At 64.6% G+C, this 25387-nt stretch carries 23 protein-coding genes; 12 read left to right on the plus strand and 11 right to left on the minus strand.

What is annotated here, in order from left to right:
- Positions 1-75: 75 nt before the first annotated feature.
- The 3 genes from U0034_RS00230 to U0034_RS00240 are packed head-to-tail and all read left to right on the plus strand — an operon-like array spanning position 76 to position 2980.
- Entirely contained in the window at positions 76-1230 is a 1155-nt protein-coding gene (locus U0034_RS00230; protein WP_085229232.1) for an ABC transporter ATP-binding protein, read from the plus strand.
- Complete coding sequence (locus tag U0034_RS00235) at positions 1227-2156, plus strand: ABC transporter permease subunit (RefSeq protein ID WP_085229233.1); 930 nt, start codon at positions 1227-1229, stop codon at positions 2154-2156. The genes U0034_RS00230 and U0034_RS00235 overlap by 4 nt, the downstream gene beginning before the upstream one ends.
- Positions 2156-2980, plus strand: coding sequence for an ABC transporter permease subunit (locus U0034_RS00240; protein WP_085229273.1), 825 nt, complete (start codon positions 2156-2158; stop codon positions 2978-2980). The genes U0034_RS00235 and U0034_RS00240 overlap by 1 nt, the downstream gene beginning before the upstream one ends.
- A 33-nt stretch (positions 2981-3013) precedes the next feature.
- Here the strand turns inward: U0034_RS00240 and U0034_RS00245 are convergent, their stop codons facing one another.
- From U0034_RS00245 to U0034_RS00255, 3 genes are read right to left on the minus strand one after another with little or no spacing between them, the layout of a single operon-like run.
- Complete coding sequence (locus U0034_RS00245; RefSeq protein WP_085229234.1) at positions 3014-4513, minus strand: efflux transporter outer membrane subunit; 1500 nt, start codon at positions 4511-4513, stop codon at positions 3014-3016.
- Positions 4514-4515: 2 nt separating this feature from the next.
- A complete protein-coding gene (locus U0034_RS00250; protein WP_085229235.1) occupies positions 4516-7728 on the minus strand; it encodes an efflux RND transporter permease subunit in 3213 nt (1070 codons plus the stop codon).
- Entirely contained in the window at positions 7725-8849 is a 1125-nt protein-coding gene (locus tag U0034_RS00255) for an efflux RND transporter periplasmic adaptor subunit (RefSeq protein ID WP_085229236.1), read from the minus strand. Before U0034_RS00255 ends, U0034_RS00250 begins: the two co-directional genes overlap by 4 nt.
- A gap of 215 nt (positions 8850-9064) precedes the next feature.
- Between U0034_RS00255 and U0034_RS00260 the strand changes: the two genes are divergently transcribed.
- Entirely contained in the window at positions 9065-9673 is a 609-nt protein-coding gene (locus U0034_RS00260; protein ID WP_085229237.1) for a TetR/AcrR family transcriptional regulator, read from the plus strand.
- A gap of 112 nt (positions 9674-9785) precedes the next feature.
- Entirely contained in the window at positions 9786-11198 is a 1413-nt protein-coding gene (locus tag U0034_RS00265) for a DUF3422 domain-containing protein (protein ID WP_139831190.1), read from the plus strand.
- 53 nt (positions 11199-11251) lie between these two features.
- Here the strand turns inward: U0034_RS00265 and U0034_RS00270 are convergent, their stop codons facing one another.
- From U0034_RS00270 to U0034_RS00295, 6 genes are all read right to left on the minus strand, one after another.
- Positions 11252-11482: a DUF2795 domain-containing protein gene (locus U0034_RS00270; RefSeq protein ID WP_085229239.1), complete on the minus strand. Its 231-nt coding sequence runs from the start codon at positions 11480-11482 to the stop codon at positions 11252-11254.
- Positions 11483-11540: 58 nt separating this feature from the next.
- Complete coding sequence (locus U0034_RS00275) at positions 11541-11789, minus strand: hypothetical protein (protein ID WP_085229240.1); 249 nt, start codon at positions 11787-11789, stop codon at positions 11541-11543.
- Between the two features lie 96 nt (positions 11790-11885).
- Positions 11886-13223 carry a C45 family autoproteolytic acyltransferase/hydolase gene (locus U0034_RS00280; RefSeq protein ID WP_085229274.1) on the minus strand — a complete coding sequence of 446 codons (1338 nt, stop codon included), beginning with the start codon at positions 13221-13223 and terminating at the stop codon, positions 11886-11888.
- A gap of 164 nt (positions 13224-13387) precedes the next feature.
- The gene (locus U0034_RS00285; RefSeq protein ID WP_085229241.1) at positions 13388-15121 is read right to left on the minus strand and encodes a ClcB-like voltage-gated chloride channel protein; all 1734 of its coding nucleotides are present in this window, start codon (positions 15119-15121) and stop codon (positions 13388-13390) included.
- A gap of 123 nt (positions 15122-15244) precedes the next feature.
- Complete coding sequence (locus U0034_RS00290; protein WP_085229275.1) at positions 15245-15973, minus strand: glutathione S-transferase; 729 nt, start codon at positions 15971-15973, stop codon at positions 15245-15247.
- A gap of 98 nt (positions 15974-16071) precedes the next feature.
- Positions 16072-17145, minus strand: coding sequence for a YeiH family protein (locus U0034_RS00295; protein WP_085229242.1), 1074 nt, complete (start codon positions 17143-17145; stop codon positions 16072-16074).
- A gap of 112 nt (positions 17146-17257) precedes the next feature.
- Here U0034_RS00295 and U0034_RS00300 point away from each other — a divergent pair, with 112 nt between their 5' ends.
- The 7 genes from U0034_RS00300 to U0034_RS00330 all read left to right on the plus strand — a co-directional run bounded on the left by U0034_RS00300 (position 17258) and on the right by U0034_RS00330 (position 24113).
- On the plus strand, positions 17258-18154 hold the full coding sequence (locus U0034_RS00300) for a LysR family transcriptional regulator (protein WP_085229243.1): 897 nt from the start codon (positions 17258-17260) through the stop codon (positions 18152-18154).
- Between the two features lie 148 nt (positions 18155-18302).
- Complete coding sequence (locus U0034_RS00305) at positions 18303-19067, plus strand: TIM barrel protein (protein WP_085229276.1); 765 nt, start codon at positions 18303-18305, stop codon at positions 19065-19067.
- Between the two features lie 32 nt (positions 19068-19099).
- Positions 19100-20059 carry a sugar kinase gene (locus U0034_RS00310; RefSeq protein WP_233211953.1) on the plus strand — a complete coding sequence of 320 codons (960 nt, stop codon included), beginning with the start codon at positions 19100-19102 and terminating at the stop codon, positions 20057-20059.
- Between the two features lie 27 nt (positions 20060-20086).
- Complete coding sequence (locus tag U0034_RS00315) at positions 20087-21364, plus strand: MFS transporter (RefSeq protein WP_085229245.1); 1278 nt, start codon at positions 20087-20089, stop codon at positions 21362-21364.
- Between the two features lie 4 nt (positions 21365-21368).
- The gene (locus U0034_RS00320; RefSeq protein WP_085229246.1) at positions 21369-22367 is read left to right on the plus strand and encodes a 2-hydroxyacid dehydrogenase; all 999 of its coding nucleotides are present in this window, start codon (positions 21369-21371) and stop codon (positions 22365-22367) included.
- Between the two features lie 216 nt (positions 22368-22583).
- Positions 22584-23651, plus strand: a complete 1068-nt coding sequence (locus U0034_RS00325; protein WP_085229247.1) for a LacI family DNA-binding transcriptional regulator — start codon at positions 22584-22586, stop codon at positions 23649-23651.
- A 96-nt stretch (positions 23652-23747) separates the two neighbouring features.
- Complete coding sequence (locus U0034_RS00330; RefSeq protein WP_085229248.1) at positions 23748-24113, plus strand: DUF3022 domain-containing protein; 366 nt, start codon at positions 23748-23750, stop codon at positions 24111-24113.
- 54 nt (positions 24114-24167) lie between these two features.
- Here U0034_RS00330 and U0034_RS00335 read toward each other — a convergent pair whose 3' ends face one another.
- Positions 24168-24602, minus strand: a complete 435-nt coding sequence (locus U0034_RS00335) for a PGDYG domain-containing protein (RefSeq protein ID WP_085229249.1) — start codon at positions 24600-24602, stop codon at positions 24168-24170.
- Between the two features lie 99 nt (positions 24603-24701).
- Positions 24702-25181, minus strand: a complete 480-nt coding sequence (locus U0034_RS00340) for a Spy/CpxP family protein refolding chaperone (RefSeq protein ID WP_085229250.1) — start codon at positions 25179-25181, stop codon at positions 24702-24704.
- Positions 25182-25387 lie beyond the last annotated feature (206 nt).

The following is a 25387-nucleotide window of genomic DNA, read 5'->3' on the forward strand; positions in this document are numbered from 1 at the left end:
ATGAAGTCATGAATAAGCCCCCGGACGCAAGCCGGGGGCTTTGTACATCAAACGATTGGAGTCAAGCAGGAGATCATGAGCGATCAGTCGAGCTCGCAGCCCGCCAACGGCCCGCTTGCGCCGTCCAAAGGAACGGTACCGGCGGAGGATTTCGTCCAGATCGTGGACGTCGTGAAGAAGTTCGGGGAAACGGTGGCCGTCAGGAACGTCAGTCTTTCGGTGGCCAAGGGCGAACTCTTCGCGCTGCTCGGCAGCTCGGGGTGCGGCAAGTCCACGTTGCTGCGCATGCTGGCCGGCCTCGATACGATCACGTCGGGCAAGATACTGATCGATGGCGAGGATCTGGCCGCGTTGCCGCCGTACCGGCGCCCGGTCAACATGATGTTCCAGTCATATGCGCTTTTCCCGCATATGAGCGTGGAGTCCAACGTCGCATTCGGACTCAAGCAGGAGGGGGTGCCGAAAGCCGAACTCAAGGAGCGGGTGCGCGCCGCGCTCGACCTCGTACAGATGGGGCGTTTCGCGAAGCGCAAGCCGCATCAGCTCTCGGGTGGCCAGCAACAGCGGGTGGCGCTGGCGCGCTCACTCGTCAAGCGACCGAAACTGCTGCTGCTCGACGAGCCGATGTCGGCACTCGACAAGCAGATCCGGCAGCGCACACAGATCGAACTCGTGAACATTCTCGATCGCGTCGGCGTTACGTGCATCATGGTGACGCACGATCAGGAGGAGGCGATGACGATGGCGACCCGGCTCGCGGTCATGAGCGAAGGACAGATCGTCCAGCTCGGCACGCCGCATGAAGTGTACGAATACCCGAATTCGCGGTTCTCCGCGGAGTTCATCGGCTCCACGAATCTCTTCGATGGGCGTGTCGTCGAAGACGAACCCGACCATGTTTTCGTCGAGACCTCGGATCTGCCTTGCAAGATGTACGTGAGCCACGGCATTACGGGCCCGCTCGGCATGCCGGTGACGATCTCGGTGCGCCCCGAGCGGATCGCGCTCACGCGCAAGCCGCCGGAGGGCGCGTACAACTGGGGGCATGGCATCGTGTCGAACATCGCGTATCTGGGCGGCTATTCGCTCTATCATGTCAAGCTCGATTCGGGCAAGACGGTGATCGCGAACGTATCGAGTCTCGCATTGTCGGAAATCGAATCGCCGACCTGGGGCGATGAGGTCTATGTTCGATGGAGCGCTTCCGCCGGGGTGGTGCTGACGGTATGAAACACGATCTCGCGACGCTCGCCTCCTGGCCCGCGCGGCGCTTCAAGCTGACCGGCGCGACGGCGGTGGTTGCCGGGCCATTCATCTGGCTGCTGCTTTTTTTCTTCGTGCCGTTTCTGCTGGTCGTCAAAATCAGCTTCGCGGAACTGCAGCTCGGCATCCCACCGTACTCGGAACTCGTCGCGTTCAAAGACGGTGTCGTACAGATTTCGCTGAACATCGCGCATTACGCGTTTTTGTTCAGCGACAGTCTGTACTTCGCGACGTACGTCAACTCGCTCGTCGTCGCGGCGGTCACGACCGTGCTTTGCCTGCTGCTCGGCTATCCGATGGCCTATTACATCGCACGCTCGAGTCCGCACGTGCGCAACGTCCTGATGATGGCCGTGATGTTGCCGTTCTGGACATCGTTTCTTATCCGCGTCTATGCCTGGGTCGGCATTCTCAAGAACAACGGGCTGCTCAACAATTTTTTGATGACGATCGGCCTCATCCATGCGCCGATCGAGCTTTATCGAACGAATACGGCTGTCTATATCGGCATGGTCTATTCGTATCTGCCGTTTCTCGTCATGCCCCTTTATGCCCATCTGGTGAAAATGGACCTGACGTTGCTCGAAGCCGCCTATGACCTCGGTGCGCGGCCGTGGCGCGCGTTCGTGCAAATCACGCTGCCGCTATCGAAGAACGGGATTATCGCCGGCTGCCTGCTCGTGTTCATTCCGGCCGTGGGCGAGTACGTGATCCCGGAACTGCTCGGCGGCGCCAACACCCTCATGATCGGCCGCGTGATGTGGAATGAGTTCTTCAACAATGCGGATTGGCCGATGGCATCCGCGGTGACCTGCGCCATGGTGTTGCTGCTGCTCGTTCCGATGGCGGCGTTCCAGCACTATCAGGCCAAACAACTCGAAGCACGCCGATGATCAAACCGAACCGCACGTTGCAGCTGATCGCGCTCGGCATCGGCTTCGCGTTCCTCTATATTCCGATCCTGAGCCTCATCGTCTACTCGTTCAACGACTCTCAGCTCGTGACCGTATGGACGCGTTTTTCCACTCGTTGGTACACGGCGCTCGCGGACGATGACGAACTCATCTCGGCATTCTGGCTCTCGTTGCGCATCGCACTGCTGACGGCATTCGCCTCCGTTTTCATCGGCACCTGGGCCGGGTTCGTGCTTGCCCGCATGGGCCGCTTTCGCGGCTTCACGCTTTTTTCCGGCATGATCAACGCGCCGCTCGTCATTCCCGAGGTCATCCAGGGTATTTCGCTGCTGCTGCTCTTCATCGAGATGGGCAAGTGGCTCGGCTGGCCCGAGGGGCGGGGGCTCGTGACGATCTGGATCGGCCACGTCATGCTTTGCATGTCGTATGTGGCGATCGTCGTGCAATCGCGCGTACGGGACCTGAATCCATCGCTCGAGGAGGCCGCGCTCGATCTCGGGGCGACGCCGTTCAAGGTGTTCTTTACCATCACGTTGCCGTTGATCTCTCAGGCGTTGATGGCCGGCTGGCTGCTGTCCTTCACGCTCTCGATCGACGATCTCGTGCTCTCGGCGTTCCTGTCCGGGCCTGGGTCGACGACGCTGCCTCTCGTCGTGTTTTCGCGCGTGAGGCTCGGGCTGAACCCCGAAATGAACGCGCTGGCAACGCTTTTCATCGCGGTGGTGACGATTGGCGTGGTGATCATCAACTTCGGCATGCTGAGGGCTGAAAAACGCCGAATGACCAGCCTCGCCGCGGAGTAGTTTTCGCTATTGCCGCAGCGGGCTCGGGGTTGCTTACTTCGCGCCTGTGTCGTTGGACGCCACGTCATGATCGTGAGCGGGCGCATTGGAAGCCCGCTCGGCCGGCGCTTGACCGAATGCCTGAAACAACTGGGCCGTATCGGCCAGGCGCCGGCTCGCCGCGCGCACGAAATCCAGTTTCGCGTTTAGATACTGCTGTTCGCTCGCATACTCCGCGGACGGGGGGATCGCCCCCAGTCGGCGCCGTGCCGCCGTCTGGCGGAAGCCTTCCTGAGCAGCCGAGCTCGCCTTTTCCGCAAACGCGAGCGCTTGTGCATCGTTGTCGAGCGAGGCAAGCGAATCGGCAACGTTCTGGAACGCGGATAAAACGGTGGCTTTGTACTGTGCCACGGCGGCGTTATAAGTATCGATCGCTGCCCGCCGCTGTGCGAGCAATGCTCCGCCGTGAAAGATCGGCTGCGTGAGTCCCGCGCCGACACTCCAGATCGCGCCGGCACCTGAAAGCGCGACGGGCCACGAAAAACCGGCGCGCCCGAGCGAGGCCGACAGCGACAGGCTCGGGAAGAGCTGTGCCGTTGCGGCACCGACGCCGGCCGCGGCTGCCTTCACCGCGGCGTCAGCCGCTTGAATGTCAGGGCGGGCGCGCAGCAGATCGGAAGGCACGACCACAGGCACGTGCTCCGGCAGCGTCAGGCTGGCGAGATCGGGCACCGGCGGCGCCGAGTCGGGCGTGCGGCCCAGCAATACGGCGAGTGTATGGACGGCTGCCATGCGTTGCTGCCGCAGAGACGGCAACGTGGCGGCGAGCGAGGACGCGTTTTGCCGCGATGCCAGCGCTTGCGCTTGAGAAACGGAGCCGAGCGCAGAGCGGCGCTCGTCGTCGCTCGCGGTCCGATCCGCAAGCGCAACGAGCCGTTCCGTCAATTCGATCTGCTGATCGAGCGCTGCCGCGTTGATCGTCGCGCCTACGATATTGGCCGCGAGTGCCCGCCGTGCCGCTTCGAGTTGGAAGGCCTGCTGATCGACACGCGCGCCTAGCGACGCATTCGCGTAGCGGGCAGCGCCGAACAGATCGAACGTGTACTGAGCCTGGATTTGCCCGACGAACGTCCGATAGACGACGGTATTCGGCCCTGCCTCGGGAATACCCAGTGCGCGCTCGCGCGTGGTCTGCGCGCCCGCGTCGATCGTCGGCAGGAGCGACGAGCCCACTTGTGCCCGATATTGTTCGTGGGCGGCCGAGAGCGAGTGCTCGGCCGCCGCGAGGGTCGGGCTGTTTCTCAATCCTTCGTCGACCAGGGCATCGAGCGCGTCCGACCGGTAAAGGCGCCACCATTGCGGCACCGGTTGTGCGCCGACGTCGAATTGCTGCGCGGTACCGTCAGCCACTACGGTCTGCAACGGCTGGGGCTCGGCACCATAATGCGCCGGCGATGGCATTGCGGGTGGCGTGCCGCTCGGGCCGAACGAGCATGCGGCCAGCGTGGCGGCCGCGACCACGGTGAACACGGAGATCGGGGGCTTCACGTTCATGATCAGTTTCCGGTGTGGCCCGTATCGGTGGCCGGTGCATCGCGTTCGTCGTTGCGTACACGGAACGACATCGCATAGAGCGCGGGCAGGTAAAACAGCGTCAGCACCGTTGCGCTCGTAATGCCGCCCATCAACGCCGTTGCCATCGGCCCGAAAAAATTCGAGCGCAAAAGGGGAATCAGCGCGAGCACTGCGGCAGCGGCCGTCAGGGTAATGGGCCGGAAACGCCTGACCGTCGCGCCGACTATCGCATCGAAGCGGCGATGCCCCGCCGCAATGTCCTGCTCGATCTGATCGACGAGAATCACGGAATTGCGCATGATGATCCCGAACATCGCGATCACGCCAAGCATTGCGACGAAGCCGAACGGCTTGCCGAAGAGCAGCAGCGTTGCGACTACGCCGATCAGGCCGAGCGGCGCGGTCAGCACGACCATCATGACCCGCGCGAAGCTTTGCAACTGAATCATCAGCAAGGTCAATACCGCGATCGCCATGAGCGGCATTTGCGCATTGATCGATGTCTGGCCTTTCGCACTTTCCTCGACCGATCCGCCGACCTCGATCCGGTAGCCGAGCGGCAACTGTGCGCGCTCGGCGGCAAGTGCTCGATCGATGTCGTGCGTGACGTCGATGCCTTGCGCATTGCCGCGCACGTCCGCCTGCACGGTGATGGTCGGCTGGCGGTCCCGTTCCCAAATGACGCCGTACTCGAGCGTATTGCGCACATGCCCGAGGCTGCCGAGCGGCACAGCGCCGTTCGGCGTCGGCATGGCGAGGTTTTCGAGCTTCGCCGGATCGACGCGTTCGCGCTTTGGCGCGCGCAACTCGACACCAATCAGCTTGTCGCGCTCGCGGTATTGCGTGACGGTGTAGCCCGAGAGGGTCATGGCGAGAAAGCTCGAGACGTCCTGCGAACTGACGCCGAGCTGGCGCGCCTTGTTCTGATCTATTTCGAAAGAGATCGAGCGTTCGGCAGGCTCGTCCCAGTCGAACTGCACGTTGCGCGTGCGCGCGTCGGCACGCATGGTGGCCGCCACCTTTTCCGCAACGGCGCGCACGGTTGCGATTTCGTCGCCGCTCACGCGAAATTGCACGGGAAAGCCGACCGGGGGCCCGTTTTCGAGCCGAGACAAGCGTGTGCGCACGCCCGGGTACTCGTTTTCGAGCTTCGTATCGAGCCAGCGTGCGAGCGCTTCGCGTTGCTCCACCGTTTTCGCCGTGACGACGAATTGCGCGAAATTGGGCTGCTGCAACTGCTGATCGAGTGGCAGGTAAAAACGCGGTGCGCCCGTGCCGATGAAATCGACGAAATGATCGATCTCGGGGCGTCCGTCCAGCGTCTTTTCGAGGCGCTTTGCCTCGCGCAGCGTCGCCTCGAATGATGCGCCTTCGGGCAGCCGCATGTCGATCAGCAGTTCGGGACGGTCCGAACTCGGGAAGAACTGCTGCGGCACCAGCGAGAACCCGGCCAGCGCGATGACGAACATGACGACCGTGATCGCCAGCACGACATAGCGGCGTTCGATGCACCAGGTGATCCATACCGACAGACGCCGGTAAAAGCGCGTATCGTAAATGTCGTGCTCGTGCTCGTGCTCGTGCTCGTGCTCGTGCATCGCATCGGGTTGGCTCGCAGCGCCGGCTGTGCGCTTGCGCTCGGGCAGCAGGTGATAGCCGAGCAGCGGAATGAGCACGACGGCCGCGAACCATGAGGCGATCAGCGCGATCGCCGAGACTTCGAAAATCGACCGCGTATATTCTCCGGTGCTCGATTTCGCCAGTGCGATCGGCAAAAAGCCCGATACCGTCACGAGCGTGCCGGTGAGCATCGGAAACGCCGTGCTGGTATAGGCGAAGGCGGCTGCACGCGCGCGGCTCCAACCTTGCTCCAGTTTCACCGCCATCATTTCCACGGCGATGATGGCGTCGTCGACCAGCAGGCCGAGCGCCAGCACGAGGGTGCCGAGCGAGACCTTGTGCAACCCGATGTCGAAGACGTACATGCACAGCGCCGTGACGGCCAGCACGATCGGGATCGAAATGGCGACGACGAGCCCCGTTCGAAGGCCGAGCGAAACGAGGCTCACGACCAGCACGATGGCGACGGCTTCACCCACGGCTTCGAGAAAATCGTTGACCGAGTGCGATACCGCATGCGGCATGCTCGATACTTCTGCAAGCGTGAGGCCCGCCGGCAGATGCTTGCGCAGTTCGTCACGCTTGGCGTCGAGCGCGCGCCCGAGACGGATCACGTCGCCGCCGGGCTGCATCGTGACGCCGATGCCGAGCACGGCGTGCCCGCTCGCACGCATTTGCGTGACCGGCGGGTCGTCGTAGCCGCGCTCGATTTTGGCGATGTCGCCGAGGCGGAAGGTACGCTGGTTGATGCTGATCAACGTGTTTTCGAGCGCGCGGACGTCGTTGAACTGGCCGCTCGGACGCACGAACACGCGGTCGTTGGCCGTCGTCACCGTCCCGCTCTCCGATACCGCGTTTTGCGCATTGATCGCCTGGGCGATCTGCTGCGGCGAAATGGCAAGCCGGGTCAGCGTCGCATTGGGAATTTCGATGAAGATGTGCTGATCGGGATCGCCGAAGTAGTCCACCTTGGCGACGCCGGGCACGCGCAGCAGCACAGTACGCAATCGGTCTGCGTAGTCGTGCAGCTGCGCGGGCGAAAAGCCGTCGCCTTCGAGCGTGTAGACGTTCGTGTAGACGTCGCCGAACTCGTCGTTGAAGAATGGGCCGACCGTGCCGGGCGGCATTGTGGCGGCGATGTCGCTGACCTTCTTGCGGACTTGATACCAGGTTGGGGCGACGTTGCTGACCGGTGCCGAATCCTTCATCGTGAAGAAGATCATCGATTCGCCGGGGCGAGAGTAGCTGCGCTGGAAGTCGATGTCGGCGGTGTCCTGCAGCTTGCGGCCGATCCGGTCGGTGATCTGCTCTTGCACCTGACGCGCTGTCGCGCCCGGCCAGAGCGTGCGAATCACCATGACCCGGAACGTGAACGGCGGGTCTTCGGACTGAGCGAGGCGCGTATAGCCGAGGATGCCCGCGAGTGTCGCCAGCGCAATCACGAAGATGACGAGCGATTGATGACGCAGTGCCCACGCTGAAAGGTTGAAGCGGTCTTCGCTGCCGTGCGCGCTCGCAGCCGGTGCCGGATCGTGGCCCGAACGATGCGCCTCGTTGCGATCGGAGGTGCTCATGACGCGAAATCCTCCGGGTGCAGCGGGGCAACGACACGGACATGCTCGCCCGCGCTCACGGCGTGCACGCCTTGAAGGACGACGCGCTCGCCGTCCGCGAGGCCGGTCGCGACGGAAATGGTGCGCTCGTCGTAGCGCGCAACCTCGATGGGGCGCAACTCGAGCGTATCGCTGCCCGCACGTACGACCCAGACCGCAGGCCGCTCGCCCTGATGGAAGAGCGCCGTGCTCGGCAATGTATAGCGATGGCCTGGCGCGCCGGCGCTCGCGGCTTCGAACGAAACATTGGCGGTCATGCCGAGCCGCACGTCAGGGCCCGGGGCCTGCATTGTGAGCTTCACCCGGTAGGTGCGGCTTTGCGGGTCGGCCGCGGGGGCCACCTCGCGCACGCGGGCCGCGAAGGATTTGCCGGGCAGGGCCGGCAAGGTCACGGTCGCGGTCCGCCCCGCGCCCAGCGCACCGAGCGCGCCCTCGGGCGCGTCGCAGACAACGTCGGTTTCCCCGCTCCAGGCAAGGTGGTAGACGGCTTGCCCGGCCGCCACATTCTGGCCCGTATCCGCGTCTTCCGCCGTAATGACGCCTGAATGGTCGGCATCGAGCGTCGTGTATCGAAGTTGATCCGTGACGAGCGCAAGCTGCGATTGGGCGGCATCGCGTTGGGCACGCGCCGCGGCATAGGCATCCTGCGTCTGCTCCAACTGGGCGGGTGCGATCAGGTTTTCCTGCGCCTGGGCGCGATCGCGCTCGAGCTGTTGTTTCGCATACACGAGGCGGTGGGCGGCAGCATCGAGTTGGGCCTGCGCGTTTGCGACGTTTTTCTGCGCGTCGGCAGGGTCGAGCTTAGCCACGCGTTGCCCCGCCTTGACGGTATCGCCGAGCCGCACGAGGCGCTCGGTGATCTTGCCCGCCACCCGAAACGACAGCGGCGTGCTGTAGCGAGCCTCTATCTGCCCCGGCAACGTGGCTTTCGGGGGCTGACCGTCGGGATGAACGGCCACGGCGACCACCGGTTTCGGCGCCTGGGCTTCCTCGTGCCGGGAATGACAGCCTGCGAGCGCAAGCGCGCCGAGGGCAACGAGCGCGAGGGAGCAGCGGCGCGCGAGCGGGCTGCCGACGGACATGGGCGAACGCGCAGGGCGCGGCGCGGCGATATCGGGTCGATTCACGATGCTCCCGAGGGCAGTGAGAGTGAAAAAAGAGGCGACGCGTGAAACGCGACAGGCGGCTGACAATCGCAACGGGGCTCGCTTGTCCTGAGGTGCCGGCGCATTCTAATACAGATCTGTATTTGAGTGCAAAGATGAATTTTAACGCCGGGCGATGCTACACTTGCAACATGAAACGAGTCCGCCTTACTCGCGAGCAGAGCCGGGATCAGACGCGCGAGCGCCTGATCGAGGCTGCGCGCATCACATTCCTCGAAAAGGGGTATGCCACCACGAGCGTGGAGGATATTGCCTCGGCAGCCGGCTATACGCGCGGCGCGTTCTATTCCAATTTCGAGGGCAAGCCAGAACTGCTGATCGAGGTGCTGAGGCGCGACCATGACCGGATGCAGGCCGACTTTCAAGCGATCATGGACGACGGCGGCACGCGGACGGAGATGGAAGCGCGCGCGCTCGCCCATTACAGCCAGTTGTTTCGTGACGACGCCTGTTTTCCCCTCTGGGCCGAAGCGAAGTTGCTCGCGGGGCGCGATGCGCAGTTCCAGGAGAGCTTCAACGCCTTTCGTCGCGAAAAGCTCAAGTGGATCGCCGCGCATATCGAGGCTTTTTTCGCGCTTACCGGCGCGCCCCTCTCTATGCCGGCCGACGTTCTGGCGCTCGGCCTCGTCAGCCTGTGCGACGGCGTGCAGTCTTTCCGAATGTCCGACCCGCAGCAGGTAACGGATGATCTGGCCGAATCGGTATTGGCGACCTTCTTTTCGAAGGCCATCCTGGGCTGAACCGCGCCAATCCGAAAATTCGAAACGGCTTTTTGCCGGCCCGGTCGTATAACTGTTCTGTAGCACGACTCCACACCCCTGTGCTGGAGCGAGCGCAGTACAGGAGCGATATATGACCAAAGGGTCTATGGGCGTAGCCGTACGATATCCAGCCAACGAATTCATTCTGCGGGAGAACGCAAAACGCCTGGTCAACGCGGGCGTCGAGGCGCAGAGACTGAAACGGGACAACCCCTATCTGCAGGAGACGCTCAGAAGGCTGGAGCAGATCCAGGCGGAAGCGCGTCAGACGATGAGCGAGGTGAGCGCGCACAATGAGCGCAGGCTGGCCGCGCTGCACGGAGCGACAAGAAAAAACGACAGGCGACTCCTTGACCAGATGCATCAGCTGCTTCCCAGGATCGAGCAGCGGACCCGGTACAGGGCCGAGGCGCCAAGCCACAAGGAAAGCAGACAACTTGTCCTGGCCACGCGGGAAGCCATTGCGCGAGAGGAGGCGATAGAGCAGCATGCAAAGGACCTGCCTGACTCGCTTGCGGCTGTGGTCCGGCCAAGCCCGGGCGGCGTGGCCTCGAGGCTGGACTGCTCGTCGCGAGGAGGCGCGGGCAGTTTCAGCTTGATTGGCTCGTCGGCTTTCGAGAAAGCGGCTGAAATCCAAAGTACTGCGGATCTCAACACGACGCGCGCCCTCGATCAGCGCTACTTCAAAACGGATTTCGTGGCGACGGCCGAGTCCCTGGCGCTCCCCTATATCGAAGCGGTCCTCGCCACCCTGCACGAGAACGTTGCAACGCAATTCCTCGATAAACTCGGTGCCGGCGAACTCGGTAGGGAGGTGGCCGACGGTCTCGAGCGCCTGCGCGAGGGCGTGGGCGCATCGATCACGCTCGCCAGGAATATCCCGCTCGCAGGCGCCGTGACGGACGCGCTGAATGTGACCGTTCCCGACGCTGCGGTGACGGTGCTCCAGGATTTCGCCCATCCGGCAAAGATGGCGCTCGACGCCGTTGTCGCCCACCTTCCGGCGCACGGTCTGTTTGCCGCCGCAGCCAGTGTGCAAAGCCTCGCGATGCCCGTGACGAAGCTGATTCAGCCGCTCGCGTCACTGGCCGCGCTGCTGAGCAGATATCCGCAGATCGATGCGATGCATGCGCTTAGTCAACGCCTTCGCGCCGGCGGAGCCTGCCGTGATGCGGCTTTTCAGATCGTCGACAAATGGGAGAACGGCCTCGTCGACAAGATCGGCGCGGGCAACCCGCTGTCAGCGTTCATCACGGCGATGAAAAGCGTTTGCGGCGAAAAGCCGGGCGACCGAACGGAGGGCCCTGCGCAACTGTTGTGGACTGCCGCGCAAAGCTCGCCGACAGGCAAAAGCGCAGACCGTGACGAGGCGCTGCTCGTGCTGGCCACGCTTTTCGGCGGCGGCAACGCGGCGAGCGGAGTCGACGAAGCCGTTGCCGCCGCCGTCTCGGACCAGGCATCGGGCATCGCGGCGATCGATCGCAGAATCGAGCGCTTGCTCTGACCACGGGCCCGCAGGCTGCCTTCCGGCGTGCCGCAGGTCGGGCCGTGCGGCGCTCAGGACGAAACCCCCGGCCCGTAATTGGCGCTGATCAACCGGCCGGCGGATGCGGCATCCGCGTAATCCTGCTCCGGCAATCCGTCGAGGATCGCCAGCAGTTCATTGCTCGCGCCGGCGTCGCGAGCGACGCGCACGATCTCGTCCTTGTTCGCGGGGTAATCGACTGCCCGCAGGACGTCGGCAATCTGAAGGTCGATCGGCTCGCCGGGGATTTCGGATGTCGTCATGGTCTGAGTTCCAGTTCTTGTGTCGATGGGCGCCGCGCGCGGGTGTCGTCACGTGTCGTCATGTCTTGGCCCGCGGCGCGCGAGCCGTGAAGCGGCCGGCGAGTCCGTGTGCCTTCGGCAGTTCGATACGCATCCAATGCTCGTGCTCGGCGCTTACACCAGCGGGCGCGCCCGGGACCGGCGCGGCTACAGGCGCCGCGTTGAAGGCGGCGCGGCCGACCAGCCCGTCGAGCGCCGTGGTATGGTTGGACGGGGCGAATGGCGATGCGGCGAGCAGTGCTATGGCCGTTAGTGTCGAGACTTTCATTGCCCGACCTCCTTCTCGAATCCGCGCCAGACCGAAAACCGTCGGCCAACGTGGCAGGCAAGACGATGCATAACGCATGCCTGCGGCAGCGGGGCGCTAGCGCAGCACCTCGAAGCGCGTCCACGGCCACGATGGCCGATCGCGCATGTAACCGTTGAGCCAATTCCACTGCGGATGGCGTTTCATGAATGCCTGCGCGTCGAACGGGCGCCCGCACGGATGCCCCCAACGTGCCCAGAACGCGAGCTCGCGCGCCATCTCGCTGTCGACGACCTTGCCGTCGTTCGCGCCCCACGGATTGAATGGCCCGAGATCGGAGCCGCCGAAACGGGCATCGTCGAGTTCCAGGTGCCCGCAGATCGTGCGCGAGCAGGGGTTGTCGGCCCGATCGAGATAGACGTCGTGATGGTCGGCGATCATTTCCTTCGCGAGTTCGACGTCGATCTTGCCGCGATGCATCTGCTCGAGCTGCATGAAGCGAAGGCGGCGCGCACCGTTCTTGCGTACGTCGGTGTAGTCTTCGCCCTCGTCCGCGCATTCCTGGTTGCGGATCTTCAGGTCTGTTGCCGTGTTGTAGCCGCTGTAAAAACCGTCTTTTGTGCTTTCGAAGCCGGAGTAATGGAGCCCCAGCTCATAGCGCGCGATTTCACCCGTCTTCGCGTCGCCAAGCAGCCAACTGTTGGCGTAGCCGCCGTTGTTGCTTCGCGCGAACATTTCGCACCATTCCCCGATCGAATTGGCATATTGCGTCGCCCTGCGCGAGCGGTAGAACTCCGGCGCGCCGGATGGCTGATAGCCGGCGAAGTTCGAGATCGTCGTCTCCGTCACCATCAGTCCAGCCGAGGTCAGCCAGAAGTCCGTGAGGCTCGAAATGCAACCCGGCAGACCTTGCATCAGGATCCGGTGGCCGGTGTCGGGCACGATGTCGAATACCACATTGAACGCATCGCCCGCCGCGTAGCGATCCCACGAGTTGTGGGCCATGACGATGCGCCCACCCCGGGTGGCGCTGCCGGTTGCGATGAACGCGCTGCAGTGATGTCCGCGCCGGCCTCGCCACAGCTTGCCGCCGAGCCGTGGGTCGCGCGCGGCAACCTGCGTCGGCCACCAGCTTTGCAGGAGGTCCATATATCCGTTCCATGCCAGTACCTCGGCGAACGGGACTTTCGCGCCGTCGGCAATGCCCTGGATCTCGTCCGCGAACTCGGTGTCGAGCTGCCGGGAGAACTGCTCGAGCGCGGCGCGCGTGAACGTTTCGAACTCCTCGCCCGTGTCCCAGCGCGCCAGATACCTGGCGGTGCGGATCGCGTTCTGGATCTCGGTTGCCAGCAGCTTGCCGTGCTGCTCCCCGCGGTCGTACGGCTCGCCTTCGATGTGGACGAAAATCCAACCCGCGTGGTCACGGCGCACGGCATCGAGGGACGGTTCGCTCATCTTCGCTCCGAATTCGACGAATCGACGAATCAACGAATCGGCCGGGAGCACGCTTCGCCTGCCGTTTCTTGACGGCCGGCCGGCGAGGCCTCGCAGCCTCGTTTCATTGTAGAAAAATTGCCGGGCTTTGCCATCGGCCGGGACGTGCGTTCGGACGCGAACGCCTACACTGCGGGATTCATCCGACGGTAGGCATCGAGCAGCGCGGTCTTGTAGACGGCCCCCACGAGCTTCGGCTCGCGAACGCTCGCGATGACCGGCAGCCGTTCGCCCTGAAACACCAGGAAGTGCTGCAGCGCGACGCTGATCGGCATGTCCGGCGTGAGCGTGGCGAACTCGGGCTGGAGATAGTCCGCCGCAGTGCGCGACGAGGTGTCGCGCTTGTCGAGCAGATCGGACGTGATGTCCTTCAGCGCGACGACGCCGCAAAAACGGCCGCTCTCGTCGGTGACGTACAGGTACTTCACCGGGTATTCGAGGAAGAGGCGCGTCATTTCCTGCACGGGCGCGTTGAGCGGCACGATCGTGTTGGCCGGCTTGATGAGCTCGCGCATCTGTGTGGCGCGCAGGCGCATGCGCTCTTCCTCGTCCGCGAGGCGGCGCAGCGTGATTTCGTACATCGAGGTCTTGCCGATCGCGCGCGCGACGAAGTAGGCGACGACACACGACAGCATCAGCGGCAGAACCACCTGATAGCTGAGCGTCATCTCGAAGATCATGAGGATGGCCATCAGCGGCGCCTGCGTGGCGCCCGCAAGGAAGGCACCCATGCCGACCATCGCGTAGGCGAACGCGCCCGACGTACCGTGCGGCCAGAGGGCGTGCGCGGCGAGGCCGATCAGCGAGCCGAGCGTCGCGCCAACAAAGAGCGTTGGAGTGAATACACCGCCGACGGCCCCCGAGCCGACTGTCGCCGCCGTGGCGACGAGCTTGGCGAGCAGCACGACGACGAGTGCCTGCCAAGTCCATGGCGAGTGGAGAATCGAGTTGACGACGCTATAGCCGTTGCCCCATACCTCCGGCACCCGCACGGAGACGATGCCCACGATCAGCCCACCCGCCGCGAGGCGCAGCGGCAGCGGCAAGGGCAACTGCTTGAAATGCCGCCGCGCGAGCTCGATGATGCGCAGGAACTGCGGCGCGGCGGCTCCGCAGAGCAGGCCAAGGGCAACGAAAAGCAGAATCTCGAGCCCGGCAATCGCTGGGAATTCGGGCATTTCGTACGGCGGCCGGTACCCGGCGAACTCGCGCATCGTGATGTTGGCGACGACCGAGGCGACTACCACAGGGCCGAAATGGTCCATCGCGATCGAGCCGAGCACGATCTCGGTCACGAAAAACGCCCCGGCGATCGGTGCGTTGTAAGCCGACGTGATGCCCGCCGCGGCGCCGCAGGCCACGAGCAGCCTCAGCCGCGGCGGATCGAAATGCACGAGCCGGCCGATGACCGAGCCGGCCAGCGCGGCGAGCTGGACCATGGGCCCCTCGCGGCCGATCGATCCGCCGAAGCCGATCGTGAAAAGCGACGACACCGAGCGCCATGCGCTTTGCCAGACGGGCACCACGCCGTCGCCGATGGCGATCGCTTCCATATAGTCGGTGTTCGAGCGCTTGTCGGCACGGCGCTCGGCCACGAGCAGCAGCGCGCCGGCGATCAGGCCGCCCAGAGCCGGCAGCCAGATGCGCACGCTCCAGGGCAATTGCCGCGCCATCTCGACGAAACTGCCGGCATGGCCGGTGAAGATCCACTGGAAGAACTCGATGCAGCGCCGAAACGCAACCGTGGCGAATGCCCCGAGCACGCCCGTGACGACGGCCCATAGCAGCATCGTATGGGCTTCCGAGAGGCGGAAGACGCGCTGGGCGCGGGTACGCAGGCGAAGAAGGAACGAAAGCACGGGAGCGTCGGCAGTCTGAATGTGTGCGCAAGGATAGCATCGAGGCTTCGCGCACAGGCACGTTTGCGGCGCGCAGCCGCCGGTTCCCGTGGGTTGGGGTTGATGTGTTCGCCGTTCCGTTCGTCACGTGGACTGGTCGAGTTCCGGATAGTGACGGAAGATGCCGGTCTCGTTGAAGGGCAGCCGCCGCTCCGATGCGAGATACGCCGCGATGTTCGGTCGGGCCGCGACGGCTTCGCGCAGCGCGGTGAGCCGCGGATAGCGCGTGGCGAATCGTTTCATCGCACGCGGAAATGCGTAATAGAGGCCTTCGATCAACTGGAACGCAGAAAGGTCGACATAGGTCAGCGTATTGCCGACGAGGTGTGCGTCGCCTTGCGGGTTTTGCGCCAGCACGCGCTCGAAGTAGCGCATGAACGTGGGGAGGCGGTGCTCGAGAAAGTCGGACGCGCGTGCTTTCGCGGCGTCCTTCTGGTCTTCGTAAAACAGGCCGCTCGCAATGGGGTGATGCGTGTCGTGGACTTCGGTGACGACGTCGGCGATCGTCAATTGCAGCCCGTGCACGACATAGCGCAGATCATTGTCGGGCGCCAGCGCGAGCTTTTGCCCGAGATACAGCAGAATGTTGGCGGTTTGCGGCACGATGAGCTGGCCGTCCTTGAGAAACGGCGGGGCGAACGGGAGGTGCGGCTCGCTCCTGCTGTTCATGATCGCGAGCATGGCGCTTTCGCCGAGACCGTCCGCGTGAACGCGCGCCACGTCGACGTACGGCGCCTGCGCCTCTTCCAGCGCGAGCCGCACGAATTCGCCGCGGCCCTGCAGGCCGTTCCAGTAATAGAGTTCGTAAGCCATCGATCTTCCCTCCGAAGCGAATGGAATGCGAAGCATGCGAAAGCGGCGCGTGAGCGCCGCCTGTCTATGATCCCTCGCTTCGCGCATTCGTTCAGCGCTCAGCCGAAAAGGCGTTCGACGCCCCATGTGATCGCGAGCCCGCCGATGCTCAGCCAGACGTAGAGCACGAGGCCCGTGGCGAGCGCGCGCGGTCCTGCCTTGCGCACCTGCGAGATGTGCGTTTCGATGCCGAGCGCTGTCATCGCCATCGTCAGCACGAACGTGTCGAGCGCGTTGATCGTCGTGGTTGCTTCGGTGGGCAGTACATGCAGGGAGTTGACGAGCACGCAGCCGAGAAAACCGAGCGCGAACCACGGTACGGCGAGCTTGCGCGGTGCATGTCCGCTCGCTCCGGTGGGCGCCGCGCTGCGGGCGAGCCATGCACCCACGACGAGTAATACGGGGACGAGCAGCATGACGCGCGTCATTTTGACGATCGTGGCGACGTGCGTGGCCTCGGCGCCGACGTTGCTGGCCGCGCCGACCACCTGGGCCACCTCGTGGATGGTGCCGCCGAAAAAGAGACCGACGCCGAGCGTGTCGAGCCGCAGCCAGCCGGCGTGATAGGCGAACGGATAGAGAAACATCGAAAGCGTGCCGAAGAGCACGACGCTGCCGACCGCGACGGCGCTTTTTTCGGGCTTCGAGCGCAACGTCGACTCGAACGCGAGAACGGCTGCCGCGCCGCAGATCGCGCTTCCAGCCGCCGTGAGCATCGCGGTGTCGCGATCGAGCTTGAATATCTTCGTGCCCACCCACATTCCGACCGCAAGCGTCGTCACGACGACGAGGACCGAGACGGCAAGCCCCGCCGGCCCGACCTGGGCGATTTCCTGCAAGCTGACGCGCAGACCGAAAAACGCGACCGCGAGCCGCAGAAGCTGCCGTGCCGAGAAGTTGATGCCGGCACTCCATGGCGCCGGCATGCCCGCGCGCAGCGTATTGCCATAAAGTGCGCCGCCCACGATGCCGACGATGAGCGGGCTCACGCCGAGACCCGCGATGGCCGGCACCGAGGCGATGCGGGTAACGGCTGCGGCGAACAGTGCAACGAAGAGGATCCCGTTCAACCGGCCACGCGAGAGCGCGGCCGGCGACGGCGCATGAGCAGCGACAGCGGGAGAGTGCGACATGAAGTGACCTTTCAAAAGGAACGCGAACAGGGCTTATGCTAGTTCGAAGCTATGCATATGAAAAATTGTCATTAGTGAGCTAAACTATCGGCTAAGCTGATAGTTGTGCGCCATGACACCCGACCAATTGATCACGTTCGCCGCAGTCGCCGAGCACCTGAACATCAGCCGTGCGGCCGCGGCCTTGCACCTTTCGCAACCAGCCGTGTCGGGGCAACTGCGCCTGCTGGCGGAGGAGTTCGGAGAGCCGCTGTATCGGCGCGACGGACGCGGCGTGGCGCTTACGCCGAGCGGCAAGCAACTGGCCGCCTACGCGTCGCGTCTGCGGGAGACCTACCGGCAGGCACACGCCTATAGAGATGCCCTGCGCGGATTGGCACAGGGAACGCTGCGCGTGGGCGCCAGCACCACACCCGCCAGCTATCTGCTGCCCTACCTGATCGCGGCGTTCCGTCAGCGTTATCCAGCGGTCACCGTTCGGACGGCAGGCGGCAATACGGCGGATATCGTGGCGGCCCTCGGCGAACTCGACATCGCCATCATCGAGGGGCCGCCGCCTGCCGATCTGCCTCCTGGCACGGGCCTTCACCCGGCGCACGAGGACGAAATCGTTGCCATCGTTCCACGCGATCATCCGCTCGCAGGCAGGCCCGGCGGCGCCACGTTCGCCGAACTCGGCGCCTTTGCGTTCGTTTTGCGCGAGGACGGCTCAGGCGTGCGTCAGTTCGTCGAGCAAGCCTTCGAAGGGGCCGGGGTCGACATGGATGTCGCGCTGGTCGTGGCCGGCGTGGAAGGCGTGAAGGAAGCGGTCCGCGCGGGTATGGGCGTGGGATTCGTGTCCCGGATGGCCATGCGGCATGAGGACGGCGCATTGCAGCGCATTTCGATCGCACCGCGGCCACTGATACGCCGATTCACGGTCATGGTGCCGCACGAGGGCGCGCCGTCGCGCGCTGCGGCCTCCTTTCTGCAAATGTGCCTGAACCCGGCCGGCATGCCCCAAGGCTAGGGGTTTCCTCTATGGCGCGGTACGCTGTTGCGGCGCCATCATGCACGCATGAGTTGCGGCTCTTTTTTTAAATAGACAAATGGAACCGGTTCCATCGTTGACAATCCGGGACCCGGAGATGAAGACGGACAAAGGAGCGGGCAGGGCGATGACAGAAGTCGTAATCGTTGCGAGTGCGTTTGGCGCGGAGGCGGTGAGACGCGACGGACATGAGCGGTGGCTCGACGTTGCAGCCGAGGCGGGCGCATCGGGCTTCGAGGTGCGTCGCGAGTTGTTCCGCGACGACGCACAGGCATCGCTCGCATCGCTCGCGCGGCTGGGCAGCGAGATCGGGGGGCGCGGGCTCTGGTGCGTCTACTCGACGCCGGCTGGGCTTTACGACGAAGTCGGCAACCTCGACGCCGCCGCGCTGGCCGAAGCGCAAGCTGCCGCCGATGCACTGGGGGCACGCTTTCTGAAGATGCAACTCGGTGCGTTCACGGGCAGGGCCGCGGTGCCGACTCTTACGGCCACGATCGCCGGCGCACGGGCTCGGTTGCTCGTCGAGAACGGGCAGCGCCCCGAGGACGGCACGCCGCGCCGGTTTTGCGCCTGGTTCGAGGCGCTCGCCGGCGAAGGCGCGGCACCCCTGGCCGGCATGACTTTCGACATCGGCAACTGGCATTGGACGGGCACGGCGCCGGTCGATGCCGCGCGCATGCTTGGCCGCCATGTCGAGTACATCCATTGCAAGGCGGTGCGTGGCAGCGGCACGCGCCGCTACCCGGTCGCACCGGCACCCGAGGACGGGCGCTTCGCTGAAATTTTCCGATCGTTGCCGCACGCGGTGCCGCGGGGGATCGAATTCCCCTTCGACAGCGTGGATCTTTCCGGTGACGCAAGGCGCCGTGTCGCATGGCTCGCGCACGTCTAGCCGCAACGCATAAATAACGAATGGAGCACTCAATGGCTTTCTCACTCGATGTTCTTACCTACGGCGAAGCGATGGCGCTTTTCGTCGCCGACGAGCCTGGGCCGCTCTCGCAGGTCGGTCGGTTCACGAAGCGCATTGCCGGTGCCGACCTCAACGTGGCGATCGGCCTTGCACGGCTACGCTTCAACGTGGGCTGGATGAGCCGCGTGGGCGACGACTCGTTCGGCCGCTATGTGCTCGATACCTTGGCCAAGGAGGGCATCGACGCGCAGCATGTGAATATCGACAAGCGTTATCCCACCGGTTTCCAACTGAAAGCGAAGCAGGACGATGGGCGCGACCCCGGCATCGAGTACTTTCGGAAAGGCTCGGCAGCGAGTCACCTGTCGACCGAAGACTACGCGGCGGATTACGCGCTCGCGGCCCGGCATCTGCACCTGACGGGGGTCGCACCCGCGATCTCGCTCAGTTCCCGCGAGCTGGCCTTTCACCTCGCGCGGGAAATGCGCGCGGCCGGCAAGACAATCTCCTTCGATCCGAACCTCCGCCCGACGCTTTGGCCCTCGCGCGAGGAGATGGTGACGACGCTGAACAGTCTCGCCGCGCTGGCCCATTGGGTACTGCCGGGGCTCGAAGAGGGCGCGGTGCTGACCGGTTTCGAGGCGCCCGAGGACATCGCCGCCTACTATCTCGATGCGGGCGCGCGTGGCGTCGTAGTGAAGCTCGGCGCCCGTGGCGCCTATTACCGGACAGCGCAGAGCACCGGTTACGTCGCGGCGCAGCCCGTTGCCAAGGTCGTCGATACGGTGGGCGCGGGCGACGGATTCGCCGTCGGCGTCATCAGTGCGCTGCTCGAAGGACGGGACCTTTCCGATGCTGTCGCGCGCGGCAATCGGATCGGGGCACTTGCCGTGCAGGTGATCGGCGATTCCGAAGGCTTTCCTACGCGCGACGAACTGGACCGGATAGAGCGGGCGGCCGCGCCCGCCTGATTTCCCTTGAACGACGGAGGAGACACTATGCAGCCAACCCTTGCCCCGCGCCGCTGGTGGGCGATCATGCCGGTCGTGTTCATTACCTACAGCCTCGCCTATCTGGACCGGGCCAACTATGGCTTCGCATCGGCGGCGGGCATCAACAAGGATCTCGGCGTGAGCGCGGGGCTTTCCTCGTTGATCGGCGCGCTCTTCTTCCTTGGTTATTTCTTTTTCCAGATTCCCGGAGCGATCTATGCGGAGCGCCGCAGCGTACGCAAGCTCGTCTTCGTGAGCCTGATTCTATGGGGCGGCTGCGCGGCGCTGACGGGCGTCGTCTCGAGCGTGCCCGCGCTCGTCGCGATCCGCTTCGCGCTCGGTGTAGTCGAGGCCGCTGTCATGCCGGCCATGCTGATTTTCATCAGCAACTGGTTCACGAAAGCGGAACGCTCGCGCGCCAACACGTTTCTGATCCTCGGCAACCCGGTGACGGTGCTCTGGATGTCGGTCGTTTCGGGCTATCTGGTTCACTCGTTCGGCTGGCGCGAGATGTTCGTTGCCGAAGGTTTGCCCGCGGTTGTCTGGGCGGGCGCGTGGTGGATGCTCGCGCGCGACAGGCCGCGCGAGGTGAACTGGCTCTCCGACGCGCAAAAGCGCGACATCGAAGGTGCGCTCGCGGCCGAGCAGGCCGCCCTCAAGCCTGTGCGCAATTATGGCGAGGCGTTTCGCTCGCCTGCCGTCATCAAGCTCTGTGCGCAGTACTTTTGCTGGAGCATCGGCGTGTATGGCTTCGTACTCTGGCTGCCGTCCATCTTGAAAAACGGCTCGGCCCTCGGCATGGTGGCGACCGGCTGGCTTTCCGCTTTGCCGTACCTGATGGCGACGATCGCGATGCTGGCGGTTTCGTGGGCGTCGGACAAGCTGCGCGTGCGCAAGGCGTTCGTCTGGCCCTGCCTGCTCGTCGGCGCCGCGGCGTTCGCCGCGTCGTACGGGCTCGCCGGCACGCATTTTTGGCTCTCATATGGTCTGCTCGTGATCGCCGGCGCGGCGATGTACGCGCCGTACGGGCCGTTTTTCGCCATCGTGCCCGAGCTGTTGCCAAAGAACGTGGCTGGCGGCGCGATGGCGCTCATCAACAGCATGGGCGCACTCGGTTCGTTCGTCGGCTCGTATTTCGTCGGCTATCTGAATGGCGCGACGGGATCCCCAGCCGCGTCGTACGCCTTCATGAGCGCCGCGCTCGTCGCCGCAGTCGTGCTCACGCTATCCGTCAAGGCGCAGCCGGCCGGCGCCGCCACCTTCGCTCATTCGCCTGGAAAATGAATCGATGAAGCACCGAATCGTCGTCTACAAGACCTTGCCTTCCGACGTGCTTGCGGGACTTGCCGAGCATGCCGAACTGGACGTGCTGGAGCCCGCCGCGTTCGATTCGCGCGATGCGTTTTGTGCCGCGCTCGGTCGTGCGCTCGCGCACGCGGACGGTGCGATCGGCGCGAGCGTGACGATTACGCCGGCGATGCTCGACGGCGCGCCGAGGCTGAAGGTGCTGTCGACGATTTCAGTCGGCATCGACCACTTCGACGTGCGAGACCTGACATGGCGCGGCGTCGTGCTTGCGCATACGCCGGACGTGCTGACCGAATCGACGGCCGATACCGTTTTCGCCCTCGTGCTCGCAACGGCAAGACGTATTGTCGAGCTTGCCGAGTGGGTGAGGGCGGGGCAATGGCGCGGCAGCGTCGGCGCGCCGCAGTACGGCGTCGAAGTGCAGGGCAAGACGATCGGCATCGTGGGACTCGGGCGCATCGGCGCGGCCGTGGCGCGCCGGGCCGCGCTCGGTTTCAACATGCGCGTGCTCTATGCGAACCGGCGGCCCAACGAGGCGGCCGAGCAGGCCTATGGCGCCCGCCGGGTCGAACTCGACGATCTGCTCGCGAAGGCCGATTTCGTCTGCCTGCAAACGCCGCTGACGCCCGAGACGCGGCATTTGATCGGCTGCGACCAACTGCGCAAGATGAAGCGTGGCGCGATCCTCATCAATGCGTCGCGTGGCGCCGTCGTGGATGAAGCGGCGCTCGTCGCGGCGCTCGAGGAGGGCACGATAGCGGGCGCCGGTCTCGACGTTTTCGAGCACGAGCCGGTGAGCCCAGACTCGCCCCTGCTTCGTATGCGAAACGTCGTCGCGTTGCCGCACATCGGCTCCGCGACGCACGAGACGCGCCATGCGATGGCGCGATGCGCGGCCGACAACCTGCTCGATGCGCTGGCGGGGCGCCTCGTGCGCAATGTCGCCAACCCCGAAGTGCTTGCGCGGCAAGGCGCGTGAGCTGCCGCACCTGCCAGATCGAGTAGGCCGCAAAAGTGGGCAGGCGGGTGGTGTCGCTCGCCCGGCTGCGCTATGATGCCGCCACCGTATGAGTCGGGAAGCGCGCCAAGGCGCGCTTTTTTCTATGCTTCGGCTGATTGCGGCACCGTTTCCCACGAGGAGATATCCGTTGAATCAAACAATATCGATGAAGCGCGGGCGCACCGAGGGGGCGCCATGAGCGTCAATCCGGCGAGACTCCCTCGCCGCGCGACCATCAGTGATGTGGCGCGCGAAGCAGGAACGGGGAAGACGAGCGTGTCGCGCTATCTGAACGGTGAGACCAATGTGCTCTCCGCCGAGTTGCGGGCGCGCATCGAGGCCGCCATTGCACGCCTGGACTATCGACCGAATCAGATGGCGCGCGGGTTGAAGCGCGGGCGCAATCGCCTCATCGGCATGCTCGTTGCCGATCTCACGAATCCTTATACCGTCGAGGTGCTGCGTGGCGTGGAGGCGGCCTGTCACGCGCTCGGTCTGATGCCTCTCGTGTGCAACGCCGCCAACGAGCTCGAGATGGAGCGTCGCTACGTGCAGTTGATGACGACGTACCGTGTCGAGGGGGTAATCGTCAACGCCATGGGCGTCAACGAGGAAACGCTGCGCCCGCTCGGCGCCAGCGGCACGCCCGCGGTGCTCGTCGACCGCACGGTGGCCGGGCTCGAGGCCGACATGGTGGGGCTCGACAATGTAGCGGCTGTCGAGCTCGGGATGCACCACTTGATCGAGCAGGGTTTCGAGCGCATTCGTTTCGTCGTGCAGCCGTTCGAAAATGTCAGCTCGCGCCGGTTGCGGGTGCTTGCGTTCGGCAATGCGCTCGATGCGGCAAGGCAGGCGGCGGCCATGCCGGCATGGCTCGACGGCAAAACCTTTGTTCTCGATCTGACCGACGCCGAGGCTGTCGCACGCACGTACGCCGAAATCGATGCCGACCTCGACGCGGCCCGCAATGGGGAACGCATCGCTTATTTTGCGGCGAATGGACTCGCGGGCCTATCGCTCGCGCTTCACTTCCATACGCGCTACGGCGACGACTGGCAGCGTCGGGTCGCCCTCATGGCGATCGACGATCCTGAATGGGCCGAGCTCGTCGGCGTGACGACGATCCGGCAGCCTACCTATGCAATCGGCTACCGCGCCGTGGAGTTCCTGCACGAGCGTATCGAAGGCGCGACCGCGCCGGCGCGCGCAGCGATCCTGCCGGGCGAACTCGTTGTGCGAAACTCTACGCGGCGTGCACAATAGCGGCGAGCGCGCGCGAGCCCGAACGTTCGATGCCGCGCGCAAGCCGTTTCAACAGGATCGAACGCACCGATTGCCGCACGCAGGATCATCCCCCACATGGAAGCGTATCGATACGAGTTCGCGGACGCCGAGCTGGAGACGCTGGCACGCGTCATCAGCGACCTTTTTCCCGAGCAGACGTCGTTCGCCGGACGGACACAGGACGACAGTGCGACCGAACTCGTCGTGCAATGGATTGCCATGCGTTTTGGGTCGACGGCCCGCCGCATGGTACTGACGGTGCGCTTCACGCCCGCCGCCTATGCGCGCTATCGGGCGATGCCGCCGCGTGGCCGGGCGCGCAGCTTCGCGGTGCTGCGTGCGTTCGTCGAAGCCGAACTCGGCTCGCTCGAGGAGCGGTACGCCAATGGCGAAACCGTCCCGCGCGAGGCGACGATCGAGCTTGGCGACGAATTCGCCTGAGCCGCGGAGCCGGGCAGCAGCGCGGGGCCGCAGGCAACGCGGGGGCGCGCGGAATCAATCCGCTTGTTTGTAGACGGCTGCGAAGCGCTGTGCCTGCACGACACCGTGGTCGCCAGGGGCATATTGCATGACCCAGTCGCCGGCGTCGCCGCGCAGGACGTCGCCGCCGGTTGCGCGGGCGATCGAGAACGCCGCGTCCATTCGCTTGGCCAGGACGACGACGGGCCGGTTCCGGTAGCGCCCCGCCTTGCCGTGAGCAAGCCCGGGCGAGGCAGGCAGATACTTCGCGTCGAAGCGATCGCGATGGACGACCCAGCGCGCGCCGGCCGTGCCAGTGACGAGGGCGTCGCCCGGGCCGTATCGATTCGGCCCTTCGAGACTCATCAATTCGCCGGCTCGCGCCGCGAATTCGACCTCGACGGTTTCGTCTTTTACATAGCGGCCGGCAGCAGGGTCCTGGCGCAGGTCGACGTCTTTCAATTCAATCATGGCTGAGGCTGGGCTCGTGCGCGGAAAACGCATGAGCTTAGCCTGAAATGGCCCGGCACGCAGGACCCGCGCTGCCGGGCGCTGCGGCGGCTCGGTTCGTTACGGCTGCTGGGCCGGCTTCGGCATTTTCGAATGCGGGATGCGATGCCGCGGGCCGCCCATGCGCTCGCGAAACGTCGTGTCGGCCAGTTGCTTTTGCTGCGCGGAGAAGCTCCCGTAAAGCGGCTCGAATGCTGCGACGAGCTTTTTCGCGCCGTCCGCATGGGCTTGCGTCAGCTCGGCATAGCTGCGCATGTTGTCGAGCGCCGATTCGCTTTCGACGCCTTTGACGCGCTGCGCGTAGAGTTTGCCCATCGTGTCGCCGTCTTCGCGCATTGCGTCGGCAAACGCCTTCCATTGCGTTTCTTGTTCGGGCGTGATCTTGAGTTGCTTGTGCAGATAGGCGATCCGCTCCTCCACGCGCGCCTCGTGCCGCGCCGCCGGCGAGACGGCGGCTGCCGACGAGGCAGGGGCTGAAGCCTGAGCGAACACGCCGTTGGCCGCGAGTGCGCAGGCAAGGACGACGAGTGTCTTTTTCATTGAAGCTCCTTATGACGTGACGTGTGGGAAACGCCCGACACGGCCGGTCGGGCGCGCGTCTTCACGCGGCAGTATTTTTACCACCGCTGTGTTGCACCAGCGCGCGCGGAGATATGTGCTTACAAATGAAACGTGCTGGTAAGGCGGCCTGTCGCGGATCGCATGAGCGATAATGCAGCGCTTCTCCAACATGCGGGAGCGCGAGT

It is taken from the genome of Trinickia caryophylli (assembly GCF_034424545.1).
GTDB classification, from domain to species: domain Bacteria; phylum Pseudomonadota; class Gammaproteobacteria; order Burkholderiales; family Burkholderiaceae; genus Trinickia; species Trinickia caryophylli.

What these genes read in the sequence shown, in the direction of transcription:
- U0034_RS00230 (WP_085229232.1), top strand. Translation starts at nt 76, where the DNA reads ATGAGCGATCAGTCGAGCTCGCAGCCCGCCAACGGCCCGCTTGCGCCG.
- U0034_RS00305 (WP_085229276.1), top strand. Translation starts at nt 18,303, where the DNA reads ATGACAGAAGTCGTAATCGTTGCGAGTGCGTTTGGCGCGGAGGCGGTG.
- U0034_RS00325 (WP_085229247.1), top strand. Translation starts at nt 22,584, where the DNA reads ATGAGCGTCAATCCGGCGAGACTCCCTCGCCGCGCGACCATCAGTGAT.
- U0034_RS00260 (WP_085229237.1), top strand. Translation starts at nt 9,065, where the DNA reads ATGAAACGAGTCCGCCTTACTCGCGAGCAGAGCCGGGATCAGACGCGC.
- U0034_RS00340 (WP_085229250.1), bottom strand. Translation starts at nt 25,181, where the DNA reads ATGAAAAAGACACTCGTCGTCCTTGCCTGCGCACTCGCGGCCAACGGC.
- U0034_RS00255 (WP_085229236.1), bottom strand. Translation starts at nt 8,849, where the DNA reads ATGTCCGTCGGCAGCCCGCTCGCGCGCCGCTGCTCCCTCGCGCTCGTT.
- U0034_RS00315 (WP_085229245.1), top strand. Translation starts at nt 20,087, where the DNA reads ATGCAGCCAACCCTTGCCCCGCGCCGCTGGTGGGCGATCATGCCGGTC.
- U0034_RS00245 (WP_085229234.1), bottom strand. Translation starts at nt 4,513, where the DNA reads ATGAACGTGAAGCCCCCGATCTCCGTGTTCACCGTGGTCGCGGCCGCC.
- U0034_RS00290 (WP_085229275.1), bottom strand. Translation starts at nt 15,973, where the DNA reads ATGGCTTACGAACTCTATTACTGGAACGGCCTGCAGGGCCGCGGCGAA.
- U0034_RS00335 (WP_085229249.1), bottom strand. Translation starts at nt 24,602, where the DNA reads ATGATTGAATTGAAAGACGTCGACCTGCGCCAGGACCCTGCTGCCGGC.
- U0034_RS00270 (WP_085229239.1), bottom strand. Translation starts at nt 11,482, where the DNA reads ATGACGACATCCGAAATCCCCGGCGAGCCGATCGACCTTCAGATTGCC.
- U0034_RS00300 (WP_085229243.1), top strand. Translation starts at nt 17,258, where the DNA reads ATGACACCCGACCAATTGATCACGTTCGCCGCAGTCGCCGAGCACCTG.
- U0034_RS00235 (WP_085229233.1), top strand. Translation starts at nt 1,227, where the DNA reads ATGAAACACGATCTCGCGACGCTCGCCTCCTGGCCCGCGCGGCGCTTC.
- U0034_RS00265 (WP_139831190.1), top strand. Translation starts at nt 9,786, where the DNA reads ATGACCAAAGGGTCTATGGGCGTAGCCGTACGATATCCAGCCAACGAA.
- U0034_RS00320 (WP_085229246.1), top strand. Translation starts at nt 21,369, where the DNA reads ATGAAGCACCGAATCGTCGTCTACAAGACCTTGCCTTCCGACGTGCTT.
- U0034_RS00275 (WP_085229240.1), bottom strand. Translation starts at nt 11,789, where the DNA reads ATGAAAGTCTCGACACTAACGGCCATAGCACTGCTCGCCGCATCGCCA.
- U0034_RS00250 (WP_085229235.1), bottom strand. Translation starts at nt 7,728, where the DNA reads ATGAGCACCTCCGATCGCAACGAGGCGCATCGTTCGGGCCACGATCCG.
- U0034_RS00310 (WP_233211953.1), top strand. Translation starts at nt 19,100, where the DNA reads ATGGCTTTCTCACTCGATGTTCTTACCTACGGCGAAGCGATGGCGCTT.
- U0034_RS00330 (WP_085229248.1), top strand. Translation starts at nt 23,748, where the DNA reads ATGGAAGCGTATCGATACGAGTTCGCGGACGCCGAGCTGGAGACGCTG.
- U0034_RS00295 (WP_085229242.1), bottom strand. Translation starts at nt 17,145, where the DNA reads ATGTCGCACTCTCCCGCTGTCGCTGCTCATGCGCCGTCGCCGGCCGCG.
- U0034_RS00280 (WP_085229274.1), bottom strand. Translation starts at nt 13,223, where the DNA reads ATGAGCGAACCGTCCCTCGATGCCGTGCGCCGTGACCACGCGGGTTGG.